Annotated in this window: 9 protein-coding genes; 8 read left to right on the forward strand and 1 reads right to left on the reverse strand. The window is 39.8% G+C overall.

What is annotated here, in order from left to right; genetic code table 11:
* Positions 1 to 43: 43 nt before the first annotated feature.
* Positions 44 to 1318: a citrate synthase gene (gene gltA / locus ACY45D_RS05265; protein WP_463108751.1), complete on the reverse strand. Its 1275-nt coding sequence runs from the start codon at positions 1316 to 1318 to the stop codon at positions 44 to 46.
* 1068 nt (positions 1319 to 2386) lie between these two features.
* On the opposite strand from gltA, the gene sdhC reads away from it, so the two are divergent.
* From sdhC to sucC, 8 genes are all read left to right on the forward strand, one after another.
* Positions 2387 to 2785 (forward strand): succinate dehydrogenase, cytochrome b556 subunit, encoded by a 399-nt coding sequence (gene sdhC / locus ACY45D_RS05270; protein ID WP_463108752.1) that lies wholly within the window; start codon positions 2387 to 2389, stop codon positions 2783 to 2785.
* Positions 2785 to 3150: a succinate dehydrogenase, hydrophobic membrane anchor protein gene (gene sdhD / locus ACY45D_RS05275; protein ID WP_120382835.1), complete on the forward strand. Its 366-nt coding sequence runs from the start codon at positions 2785 to 2787 to the stop codon at positions 3148 to 3150. The genes sdhC and sdhD overlap by 1 nt, the downstream gene beginning before the upstream one ends.
* Before the next feature lie 12 nt (positions 3151 to 3162).
* Positions 3163 to 5061, forward strand: coding sequence for a succinate dehydrogenase flavoprotein subunit (gene sdhA, locus ACY45D_RS05280; protein ID WP_463108753.1), 1899 nt, complete (start codon positions 3163 to 3165; stop codon positions 5059 to 5061).
* Positions 5062 to 5075: 14 nt separating this feature from the next.
* Entirely contained in the window at positions 5076 to 5786 is a 711-nt protein-coding gene (locus ACY45D_RS05285; protein ID WP_089604413.1) for a succinate dehydrogenase iron-sulfur subunit, read from the forward strand.
* Between the two features lie 574 nt (positions 5787 to 6360).
* Entirely contained in the window at positions 6361 to 9198 is a 2838-nt protein-coding gene (locus ACY45D_RS05290) for a 2-oxoglutarate dehydrogenase E1 component (protein ID WP_463108754.1), read from the forward strand.
* On the forward strand, positions 9198 to 10409 hold the full coding sequence (gene odhB, locus ACY45D_RS05295) for a 2-oxoglutarate dehydrogenase complex dihydrolipoyllysine-residue succinyltransferase (protein ID WP_463108755.1): 1212 nt from the start codon (positions 9198 to 9200) through the stop codon (positions 10407 to 10409). Before ACY45D_RS05290 ends, odhB begins: the two co-directional genes overlap by 1 nt.
* 130 nt (positions 10410 to 10539) lie before the next feature.
* The gene (gene lpdA, locus ACY45D_RS05300; protein ID WP_463108756.1) at positions 10540 to 11976 is read left to right on the forward strand and encodes a dihydrolipoyl dehydrogenase; all 1437 of its coding nucleotides are present in this window, start codon (positions 10540 to 10542) and stop codon (positions 11974 to 11976) included.
* Positions 11977 to 12142: 166 nt separating this feature from the next.
* Positions 12143 to 13309 (forward strand): ADP-forming succinate--CoA ligase subunit beta, encoded by a 1167-nt coding sequence (sucC, locus tag ACY45D_RS05305; RefSeq protein ID WP_463108757.1) that lies wholly within the window; start codon positions 12143 to 12145, stop codon positions 13307 to 13309.
* Positions 13310 to 13313: the final 4 nt, after the last annotated feature.

The following is a 13313-nucleotide window of genomic DNA, read 5'->3' on the forward strand; positions in this document are numbered from 1 at the left end:
CCACCCAAGAGGGTGGTTTTTTGTTCGATCTGTGAAAAACGAATTAACGTTTGATATCGCGTTGAACTTCGCCAGTATAAAGCTGACGAGGACGACCGATTTTGTAAGGTGCGCTGTGCATTTCTAACCAGTGGCTGATCCAACCAACAGTACGTGCAAGAGCGAAAATTACAGTAAACATTTCAGTTGGAATACCAATCGCTTTAAGGATGATACCTGAGTAGAAGTCTACGTTAGGGTATAAGTTACGTTTGATGAAGTATTCGTCAGACAACGCAATACGTTCAAGTTCCATCGCAAGCTCAAGCTGTGGATCGTTGATACCAAGTGCGCTAAGCACTTCGTCACAAGTCTCTTTCATTACTTTCGCACGTGGATCGAAGTTTTTATAAACTCGGTGACCGAAGCCCATAAGTTTAACTTCTTTAGTCTTCACTTTTTCCATGAAGTCAGCAACGTTTTCTACAGTGCCGATTTCATCAAGCATCTTAAGAACAGCTTCGTTCGCGCCACCATGAGCAGGTCCCCAAAGCGCAGCAATACCCGCAGCGATACATGCGTATGGGTTAGCACCAGTAGAACCAGCTAAACGTACTGTAGACGTAGACGCATTTTGTTCGTGGTCAGCATGAAGCGTAAAGATACGATCCATTGCTTTAGCAAGAATAGGGTTAACTTTATAGTCACGGTCTGCTGGAGTAGCAAACATCATGTACAAGAAGTTTTCTGCGTAGTTTAAGTCATTGCGTGGATATACAAATGGTTGACCGATTGTATATTTATAAGTCCAAGCAGCAAGTGTTGGAATCTTAGCAACTAAACGAACAGCAGTAATTTCACGGTGGTCAACGTTTTCAACGTCAAAACCGTTGTGATAGAACGCAGAAAGTGCACCAACAACACCACACATCACTGCCATAGGGTGAGCGTCACGACGGAAACCATTGAAGAAACGGCTTACTTGGTCATGAACCATAGTGTGGTTGCGAACTTTTGCATCAAATTCAACTTTTTGTTCAGCAGTTGGAAGCTCGCCATTTAATAATAAATAACAAGTTTCTAAGTAGTCTGCTTGAGTCGCCAATTGAGCGATAGGATAACCACGGTGTAAAAGAACACCTTCGTTACCATCGATAAATGTAATTTTAGACTCGCAAGCAGCAGTAGCCATAAAACCAGGATCAAAAGTAAAGTGACCCGAGGCCAATACATCTTTAACGTCGATTACATCTGGGCCCAATGTGCCGCTGTAAATTGGTAATTCAATTTCTTTGCCATCAAGCTGTAATACGGCTTTTTTGCCAGTTGCTTCAGACATTCAATAGATCTCCTGTCCTGGTGAATGTTGTATCTAATGTCGCATAATCATATTTTAATGTGCGAATTAGACGAGTCGAGATTAGCTAATAAGCTTAATGAGCACTAAAATTTTGTCAATTATACTTATGGATGAAAAAATGACGTTTCAACGGTAAGTTAGTTGCGAAAAGGCGACTAAATTGAGCATCGCATTTCAGTGTCGGTCAGTATAATAAGGGAAATTCTAGAGAAGGTGCAGAAAAATAATTAGAATGCTTGGGTCATAAACAATATTTTTCACCCTTATTGCGGTACTTTTGTAATTTGAAAAAAATTCAATGACAATATTAAAATTATATAAATATCATAGCTTACATACATTCTGTGCTGTAAATGAGTTGGAAAATAGTCAATACGATTGTTGAAATATTTATTTTCATTTTAATGATTAACTGATTAAAAAATAGTTAAAACAATCCAATTGTTAGTTTAAAAAATAATCAAATCTAGTGAAAATTAATAATTAAATTGCATTTGTTTTAATCAAATTGTGCAAAAAACGATATGTTATACCTTCATTATTCACACACTAAGTTATTCTTTCTTATTACATTCAGCTGCGTTAAATCATTCGACAAAATGTTGAATATTAAAAAAGGAAATAAAGGATTATTTTCAACAGACATAATCGGTATAGAATCCAAACAAAAAGGAAATAAATAATAAACAAAATGGAATGAAAAATATTAGGACGCTTTTGTCCGTAACCTTGTGCTTTAGTCTAAATTTATCAAAATAATATAAGTTGCAATTATGTATTAAAATGGTTTTTGCAAAGTCTATAAAAAATAAAGAGATAGCATGTAAATGAGTGTGCTGCTGATATGGATTAGCTTTGAAATTAATGTAAATGATTCTTATTTGAGTGATTTTTAAAGAAAAAGCCAATTTTGATTGTTTGTGTTTTGACAGTTGACGTTTTATAATTCGATGTCGTTTAAAGTTCAGGCAATTGATTTTGCCTGACAATGCTAGCTTTCCTTCGAATTAATTCCAACAAACTCCGGATGGAGTTTTTACTTACAGGATGCCCGCTGTGAAAAGCAACAGACCTGTCAATTTGTCCATGGGTCAAGTTTTAGATGTAAACTTAAAATCCCCTGTGGCTATTGCATCAATTCTACACCGTCTTTCAGGTGTCATCGTATTTTTACTCGTACCGGTACTTTTGTGGCTATTAGATAAGTCTTTGTCTTCGCCTGAAGGTTTTGCTCAAGTTCAAGCTATTTTTGATAGCTACATTGTTCGCTTTATCGTATGGGTGTTTGTCGCTGGTTTATTATTTCATTTTATTATGGGTATTAAACACTTACTCGCAGATCTTGGTTTTGCTGAAGAGCTTCAAAGTGGCCGCGTAGCAGCAACTATCGCATTAATCTTGGCTGCGATTTCTGTAATCGCATCATTTGTATGGATTGTTCTCTAATGAAAAGTGCTACAGGTTTAACGGGTTCAGGTTCACGTGATTGGTATATCCAACGCGTTAGTGCTGTTGTATTAGCTGTTTATACTGTTGTGGTATTGGGTTGGATTCTGTGTAATGGTGGATTCAGCTTTGAACAATGGAATGGCTTTATGATGACTCTACCAATGAAGGTTTTATCTTTATTGGCAGTCTTATCACTTGTTGCGCATGCTTGGATTGGTATGTGGCAGGTATTCACTGACTATGTGACTACTCGTCAAATGGGTCCTTCAGCTTCAGGTTTACGCATTGTATTAACATCAGCAGTGATTATTGCTGTTATTGCATATGCGATCTGGGCAATCCAGATTTTTTGGGCGAATTGATAGGAAGATGTCATGGGCGCTATAACCCCTAAAGAAGATTATTCAAATATTCCAAGCCAAGCTTTCGATGCAGTCATCGTAGGCGGTGGTGGTTCAGGTATGCGTGCTTCTTATCAACTTGCACAAGCTGGTTTGAAAGTTGCTGTTCTGACTAAAGTATTCCCAACACGTTCTCATACTGTTGCGGCACAAGGCGGTATCGGTGCATCTCTTGGTAATATGCAAGATGATAACTGGCACTATCACTTTTATGACACAGTAAAAGGTTCTGACTGGTTAGGTGACCAAGATGCAATCGAATTTATGTGTCGTGAAGCGCCTAAAGTTGTTTATGAATTAGAACACATGGGTATGCCTTTTGACCGTAATGCGGATGGTACGATTTACCAACGTCCATTTGGCGGTCACTCTGCAAACTACGGTGAAAAAGCTGTTCCACGTGCATGTGCTGCTGCTGACCGTACAGGTCACGCACTTCTTCATACGCTTTATCAAAGCAACGTGAAAATGGGTACTCAATTCTTCGTTGAGTGGATTGCGCTTGATTTGATCCGTGATGATGAAGGTGCGGTGATTGGTGTAACTGCAATTGACCAAGAAACGGGTAAAATTGCGGTATTTCAAGCGAAAGCGACATTGTTTGCTACAGGTGGTGCGGGTCGTGTTTACCGTGCATCTACAAATGCATATATCAATACGGGGGATGGTCTTGGTATGGCTGCTCGTGCGGGTATTCCATTACAGGATATGGAATTCTGGCAGTTCCACCCAACAGGTGTTGCAGGCGCAGGCGTATTGTTGACTGAAGGTTGTCGTGGTGAAGGTGCAATCCTTCGTAACAAAGACGGCGAACCGTTCATGGAACGTTATGCTCCAACTTTGAAAGATTTGGCTCCACGTGACTTCGTATCACGTTCAATGGACCAAGAGATCAAAGAAGGTCGTGGTTGTGGTCCTAAAGGCGATTATATCTTACTTGATATGACTCACTTGGGTGCTGATACGATTATGAAACGTTTACCGTCTGTATTTGAGATTGGTAAAAAATTCGCAAACGTAGATATCACGAAAGAAGCGATTCCAGTTGTACCAACAATCCATTATCAAATGGGTGGTATTCCAACGAATATTCATGGTCAAGTGGTTGTTCCTGAGTTTGAAGCCAACGAAGCTGGTTTCCATGCAGGTTATGACCAAAATACGAAAGAATATACAACCAATGGTAAAATGAATTATACGAAACCAGTGAAAGGTTTCTATGCAATTGGTGAATGTTCTTGCGTATCTGTACATGGTGCAAACCGTTTAGGTACAAACTCATTGCTTGACTTGGTGGTATTTGGTAAAGCTGCTGGTGAACACATCATTGATTATGTGACTAAGCATCATGGTGATGAGTACACGCCAGTTCCTACCAATGCGTTGGTGAATACCATGAAGCGTATTCGTCAGCTTGATGATTCGACTTCTGGTGAAAATGCTCAAGAAGTTGCTGATGCAATTCGTGACATCGTTCAGGATCATGCTGGTGTATTCCGTACTCAAGCATTGCTTGATGAGGGTGTTAAGCAGATTCTTGCCATTGAACCACGTGTTCGCAACATCTACTTAAAAGACAAATCTAAAGTATTTAATACAGCACGTATTGAAGCTTTAGAAGTTGAAAACTTGTATGAAGTTGCTAAAGCAACCTTGATTTCTGCTGCTGCTCGTAAAGAGTGCCGTGGTGCACATACAGTTGTTGATTATGAGTTGCCAGCAGATCACCCGACATATTCGTATGGTCGTCGTGATGATGAATGGATGAAACATACTCTATGGTATTCAAGTGATAATCATCTTGAATATAAACCAGTACGTTACAGCCCGTTGACTGTTGAAGCTATTGAACCTAAGCCACGTACATTCTAATTGGGAGAATAAAGATGAGTAGAGGCACTCGTACATTCGAAATCTACCGCTATGATCCTGATAAGGATAAAGCACCGTACATGCAAACTTTTAAACTTGAATTGACTGATAAGCACCGTATGTTGCTTGATGCACTTCTTGCATTAAAAGTACAAGATGAGTCATTAACATTCCGTCGCTCTTGCCGTGAAGGTATTTGTGGTTCGGATGGTGTGAACATCAATGGTAAAAATGGTCTTGCTTGTTTATGGAACTTGAACGATTTACCTGAAAAAATCGTAATTCGTCCATTACCAGGTTTGCCAGTGGTTAAAGATTTAGTTGTGGATATGAATCAGTTCTACGATCAGTATGACAAAATTCAGCCATTCCTAATCAATAATCAACCTGCGCCACCGAAGGAGCGTTTACAGTCTCCTGAAGAGCGTGATCATTTGAATGGTCTGTATGAATGTATCTTATGTGCATGTTGTTCAACTTCATGCCCATCATTCTGGTGGAACCCTGATAAGTTCTTAGGTCCATCTGCATTGTTAAATGCCTACCGTTTCATTATTGACTCGCGTGATACAGCGACTCAAGATCGTTTATCACGTCTTGACGATCCGTTCTCATTGTTCCGTTGTAAAGGGATTATGAACTGCGTATCTGTATGTCCTAAAGGTTTGAACCCAACAAAAGCAATCGGTCATATCCGTAGCATGTTGCTTGACCAAGCGGGTTAATACTGCGTAAAAAAGAGCGTACATCATTTGATGTGCGCTCTTTTTTTTATTGATTTTATGGTGAAATAGGTAAAATGATCGGGTGGGTGGATTTTTTATATAAATGGATGGATGATATTTGATTATTTTTTGTATGTATTTCGCCAATTTATGAGTGGTATGTGTCAAAAAAATCAATTCAAGCTGTAGTTCATGATAGCATTTAACAAATGAATATATGTGAAAAACGTACTGGATTTTGGTACATTTTATCTACATAAGTCTGATTCAGAACAGTTTATAAATAATATATAACGTCATCTGATAAGTCGCTTTAGAAAAAGCAAATTCAATTTTTGTTTTTTCTAAGTCGATTTGCAAAAAATTGCTCAACTGCGGTTGAGTATATGTGAGTAATGATGCCATTGAGGGCGTTATGATTCATTGTATACATTAGTAAAAGCTAATGTTTATAACGCCCCGTGGTCACTGTACCTAGTGGGTGAATGTCAATTTACCGATTTGGCATGATCAATCATGGGAGTGCTTAAAAAGCATCCTGTAATGTTTTTTGCAATAGGAAATGGGTCCACAAATGCAAGAAGTTGCTGACGCACTGCGTCTTGACACTGAACTTTCCGCTGATAGCGCAGCGTATATTGAAGAGCTTTACGAACAGTACCTTTCTTCTCCGACCTCAGTAGGTGAGGATTGGCGTCAATATTTCGATAAATTCCCTAAAGGTGATCAACCACACGGAAATATTCGTGAGCAATTCTTATTATTAGGTCGTAATTCAAATCGTATTCAGCCTGTTGTGCAAAGTGAAGTAAGTACTGAGCATGAACGTCGTCAAATTGGTGTGTTACAACTGATTGCTGCATACCGTAACCGTGGTCATCAAAAAGCAAAGCTTGATCCACTGGGTTTAGCTAAGCGTGAAGATGTGCCTGATTTAGATCTTGCAGCACATGGATTAACCAAGTCGGACTTAGACACTGTATTTAATGCAGGAAATCTTGCAATTGGTAAATCTGAAGCAACTTTAGGCGAAATGGTCAATGCAATGGAAGCAACATATTGTGCTTCTATTGGTACTGAGTATATGCATATTGTTGATACCAAAGAAAAACGTTGGATTCAACAACGCCTTGAAAGTGCGCGTGGTCAATTCAATTTCTCTGTAGATCAAAAGAAACATGTTCTTGAGCGTCTAACTGCTGCTGAAGGTTTAGAGAAATTCCTCGGTAATAAATATGTTGGTGCAAAACGTTTTGGTGTGGAAGGTGGTGAATCTTTCATTCCAATGGTGAACGAACTTATTCAACGTGCAGGTGCTGTAGGTTGTAAAGAAGTCGTGATTGGTATGCCACACCGTGGTCGTTTAAACTTACTTGTCAACATTATGGGTAAAAACCCTGCTGACTTATTTGGTGAGTTTGAAGGTAAATCACTGAATAAAAAAGGTTCAGGCGATGTTAAATACCATCAAGGTTTTTCTTCAAATGTGATGACTCCAGGTGGCGAAGTTCACTTGGCATTGGCATTTAACCCATCACACTTAGAAATCGTAGGACCTGTAGTTGAAGGTTCTGTACGTGCTCGTCAAGTACGTCGTAAAGATATTGGTGGTGATGATGTATTACCAATCATTGTACATGGCGATGCTGCATTTGCAGGTCAAGGTGTAAACCAAGAAACCTTCCAAATGTCACAAACACGTGGTTATACCGTGGGTGGTACGGTACATATCGTTGTGAACAACCAAGTTGGTTTTACCACATCTGATCCGCGTGATGCGCGTTCTACAGAATACTGTACTGATATTGCAAAAATGATTCAGGCGCCAATTTTCCATGTAAATGGCGATGACCCTGAAGCTGTTTTATTTGTTGCTCAATTGGCACACGATTTCCGTCATACATTCCGTAAAGATGTTGTGATTGATATGTTCTGTTACCGTCGTCGTGGTCATAACGAAGCAGATGAACCAGCAGCAACTCAACCAATGATGTATCAAGTGATCAATAAAAAAGCGACTACACGTACGCTTTATGCAGATCAATTGGTACAAGAAAAAGTATTAGATCGTGCAGATGCTGATGCTTTGGTTGAAAAATATCGTGAAGATCTTGAAGCAGGTAACCATGTTGCGAATGCTTTAGTGCTTGAACCAAATGAAAAAATGTTTGTAGATTGGAAGCCTTATTTAGGTCATGAATATACAGATGTTTGGGATACGACTTTCCCAATCGAGCGTTTGAAAGAACTAGGCGTAAAAATGCGTGAGCTTCCAGAAGGCTTCGTTATGCAACGTCAAGTTTCAAAAGTGATCGATGATCGTTTGAAAATGCAAACAGGTGAAATGCCATTAAACTGGGGTGCTGCAGAAGTTCTAGCGTATGCAACGATCCTTGATGATGGTTATTTGGTTCGTTTGACTGGTGAAGACGTTGGTCGTGGTACTTTCTCGCACCGTCATGCAAAACTACATAACCAAGTTGATGGTTCTGTTTATATCCCATTGTGTCATATCAAAGAAAATCAGCCACGTACTGCAGTATATGACTCATTATTGTCTGAAATGGCAGTACTTGCTTTTGAATATGGTTATGCAACAACGTTGCCAAAAAGCTTGATTATTTGGGAAGCACAATTCGGTGACTTTGCAAACTGTGCGCAGGTTGTGATTGACCAGTTCATTTCATCTGGTGAGACGAAGTGGGAACGTGTGTGTGGTTTAACATTACTTCTTCCACATGGTTATGAAGGCCAAGGTCCTGAGCATTCTTCAGCACGTTTAGAGCGTTTCTTACAGCTTTGTGCAGAAGACAATATGCAAGTCATCACACCGACTACGCCTGCACAGATTTTCCATGCAATGCGTCGTCAAGCGATTCGTCCAATTCGTAAGCCGATGATTGTCATGTCACCGAAGTCTTTACTTCGTCATAAATTAGCAACTTCTACTTTAGAAGAGCTCGCAACTGGTACATTCCAGACTGTGATTGATGAAGTGGATCAAATCAACAAAGCGGATGTAACACGTTTAGTGCTTTGTGGTGGTAAAGTTTATTATGACTTACTTGAAAAACGTCGCGAAGAGAATTTGAATGTTGCAATTGTACGTGTTGAACAATTGTATCCATTCCCAGAAAAACGCATTGCTGAAGTTCTTGCGACTTATCCAAACATTCAAGAGCTTGTTTGGTGTCAAGAAGAGCCGAAGAACCAAGGTGCTTGGTTATTCATCGCGCCTCGTTTATATGAAGGTGTAATGAGTTCAGGTAAACAAATTCGCATTAGTTATGCAGGTCGCGATGCTTCAGCTGCACCGGCTTGTGGTTCACCATATTTACATGCAAAACAACAAGCTCAGCTCGTGAATGACGCACTTGCGATCGTAGCTGATCAATCAGGAGAAACTAAATAATGGCAACCGAAATTAAAGCACCGGTATTTCCAGAGTCAGTTGCTGACGGAACAATTGCAACTTGGCACAAACAACCAGGTGAAGCTGTTTCACGTGATGAAGTGATCTGTGATATTGAAACAGATAAAGTTGTTTTAGAGGTTGTTGCTCCTGCTGACGGTTCAATTTCTGCAATCATCAAAAATGAAGGTGATACTGTTCTTTCTTCTGAAGTGATTGCAATGTTTGAAGAGGGCGCTGTTTCTGGTGCTGCTCAAACTCAATCTGTTCAAAGCGAACAGAAAGTTGAACAAGCTTCTTCACAAACTGAAGCGGGTGCTGCACCTGTAGTAGAACGTGCTCAAGTACAAGATCAAGCACCTGCAGTGCGTAAAGCATTAACAGAAACAGGTATTTCTGCTGCTGATGTAGATGGTACTGGTCGTGGTGGTCGTATCACTAAAGAAGATGTTGCAAATCATCAAGCAAAACCAGCTGCAAATGTAACGCCATTGAGCGTAGCTGTTGGTGAACGTATTGAAAAGCGCGTTCCAATGACACGTTTACGTAAGCGTGTTGCTGAGCGTCTGCTTGCTGCAACTCAACAAACTGCAATGTTAACAACGTTTAACGAAGTGAACATGAAGCCAGTAATGGAAATGCGTAAGCAATATAAAGATGCTTTCGAAAAACGCCATGGTGCTCGTTTAGGCTTCATGTCATTCTTTGTTAAAGCAGTAACTGAAGCGCTTAAACGTTATCCAGCTGTGAATGCTTCAATTGATGGCGATGATATCGTTTATCACGGTTATTATGACATCGGTGTTGCAGTTTCTTCTGATCGTGGTTTAGTGGTTCCTGTATTACGTGATACAGACCGTATGAACTATGCTGAAGTTGAGTCTGGTATTGCTGCTTATGCAGGTAAAGCTCGTGAAGGTAAATTGTCTATCGAAGATATGACAGGTGGTACTTTCACAATTACCAATGGTGGTACTTTCGGTTCATTGCTTTCGACTCCAATTTTGAACCAACCACAAACTGCAATTTTAGGTATGCACAAAATCCAAGAGCGTCCTATGGCTGTAAATGGTCAAGTTGAAATTCTTCCAATGATGTACCTTGCGCTTTCTTATGACCATCGTATGATTGATGGTAAAGAAGCTGTAGGTTTCTTAGTAACAGTTAAAGAGTTACTTGAAGAGCCTGCTAAACTTATCCTTGACCTATAATTTAATACTTAAGAATCCCCCTAAATCCCCCCTTTAATTAGGGGGGACTTTCACGAATCAAATCGGTTCTAAGACTTGTGAATATTTCCTTTGTAGAGAAGGGTTAGGGGAGATTAAAATGGAGATAAAAATGTCTCAACAGTTTGATCTTGTTGTAATCGGCGGTGGTCCAGGTGGTTATGAAGCAGCGATTCGTGCTGCTCAGCTTGGTTTTAAAGTTGCATGTATCGAAAAACGTGTACACAAAGGCAAACCATCTCTAGGTGGTACTTGCTTAAATGTTGGTTGTATTCCATCAAAAGCATTACTTGATTCTTCACATCACTATGAAGACACACTTCATGGCTTAGATGTTCACGGTATCTCAGTTGAAAATGTACAACTTGACTTAGCTAAACTTTTAGCACGTAAAGACAAAGTTGTAGATAACTTGACCAGTGGTGTTGCTCAATTACTGAAAGGTAATGGCATCGAATGGTTACAAGGGACTGGTAAATTACTTGCGGGTAAAAAAGTTGAATTCACACCATTAGATGGTGGTGATGTTCAAGTTCTAGAACCTAAATTTGTTATTCTTGCAACGGGTTCAGTACCAGTAAACATTCCAGTGGCTAAAGTTGATGAAGACTTAATTGTTGATTCAACTGGTGCATTAGAATTCCAAGAAATACCTAAACGTCTTGGTGTGATTGGTGCAGGTGTCATTGGTCTTGAACTTGGTTCAGTATGGCGTCGTCTAGGTTCAGAAGTGGTTGTATTTGAAGCATTAGATACATTCTTACCAATGGCTGATAAAGCTTTGGCGAAAGATTATCAAAAGCTTTTGACTAAACAGGGTCTAGATATTCGCATCGGCGCTAAAGTTTCTGGTACTGAAATTAATGGTCGCGAAGTGACTGTTCAGTATAACCAAGCTGGTGAAGACAAAACTGAGACTTTCGATAAGTTGATCGTTTGTGTAGGTCGTAAGGCTTATGCGGAAGGTTTATTGGCTGAAGATTCAGGCATTAAATTGACTGAACGTGGTCTTATTGATGTAAACGATTGGTGTGCGACATCTGTTGATGGCGTCTATGCAATTGGTGACTTAGTACGTGGCCCAATGCTTGCGCATAAAGCAATGGAAGAAGGTGTAATGGCTGTTGAGCGTATGCATGGTCATGCAGCTCAAATCAACTATGACACGATTATTTCAGTGATTTATACGCACCCTGAAGCTGCATGGGTTGGCTTGACTGAAGAGCAAGCGAAAGAAAAAGGTCACGAAGTTAAAACAGGTCAGTTCCCATTTGCTGTGAATGGTCGTGCTTTGGCTGCAAATGAATCTGCTGGTTTCGTGAAGTTTGTTGCAGATGCAAAAACTGATCGTCTATTGGGTATGCACATTATTGGCCCAGGCGCTTCTGATATCGTTCACCAAGGTATGATTGCACTTGAGTTTGTATCTTCTGTTGAAGATCTACAGTTGATGACTTTTGGTCACCCAACGTATTCTGAAGTCGTCCATGAAGCAGCATTGTCTGTAGATGGTCGTGCAATTCACGCGATTCAACGTAAACGTAAATAAAAAAAAGAGCGGTTTCGACCGCTCTTTTTGGATTTGGGTGATGATTCAGCGTTGAATGATCACCTACTGGTAAAAGAACAAATTTTAATAAATGCCAATAGTTAGTGAGATGGATGTCTAATTGTTGGTGTGTCATAACAATGTGAAAAGTAGTAAAAGGTAAAAAATGAATTTACATGAGTATCAAGCGAAAGCGCTGTTAAAAAAATATGGTATGCCAGTTCAAGAAGGCATTTTGATTACAACACCAGAAGAAGCAGCAGCTGCCTTTGATCAAATTGAAGGTAAATTCGCTGTCATGAAGGCACAAGTCCATGCTGGTGGACGTGGTAAAGCTGGTGGCGTAAAAGTTGTTAAATCGAAAGAAGAAGCAGCTGAATATGCAAAAAATCTTTTGGGTACTCGTTTAGTTACTTATCAAACAGATGCAAATGGTCAACCTGTAAATAGCATTCTTGTTTGTGAAGACGTTTATCCTGTAGAACGTGAATTATATCTTGGCGCGGTTGTAGATCGCTCTAGCCGTCGTGTAACTTTTATGGCATCGACTGAAGGCGGTGTTGAAATTGAAAAAGTTGCAGAAGAAACTCCTGAAAAAATTATCAAAGTAGAAGTAGATCCATTGGTTGGATTGCTTCCATTCCAAGCACGTGATGTTGCATTCCAATTGGGCTTAAAAGATAAGCAAATCAACCAATTTGTAACGATCATGGCGGCTGCATATAAAGCATTTGTAGACAATGATTTTGCTTTATTTGAAATTAACCCACTTTCAGTTCGTGAAAATGGCGATATTTTGTGTGTAGATGCTAAAGTCGGTATCGATTCAAATGCGTTGTATCGCTTACCTGAGATCGCAGCCATGCGTGATAAATCTCAAGAAAATGAGCGTGAGTTAAAAGCATCTGAATTTGATCTGAACTATGTTGCACTTGAAGGTAACATTGGTTGTATGGTGAATGGTGCTGGTCTTGCAATGGCAACCATGGACATCATCAAATTGTATGGTGGTCAGCCTGCAAACTTCCTTGACGTTGGTGGTGGTGCAACCAAAGACCGCGTAATTGAAGCATTCAAAATTATTCTTTCTGATACTTCTGTACAAGGTGTTCTGATCAATATCTTTGGTGGTATTGTACGTTGTGACATGATTGCTGAAGCAATTATTGCAGCGGTTCAAGAAGTAAATGTGACTGTACCTGTGGTTGTTCGCTTAGAAGGGAACAATGCTGAGTTAGGTGCAAAATTACTTGATGAATCAGGTTTAAAATTAATTTCTGCGAACGGTTTAGCTGACGCCGCAGAAAAAATTGTTGCTGCAGTGAAAGCGTAAGGAG

The sequence above is a fragment of the Acinetobacter sp. BZX-2 genome (genome assembly GCF_055179795.1).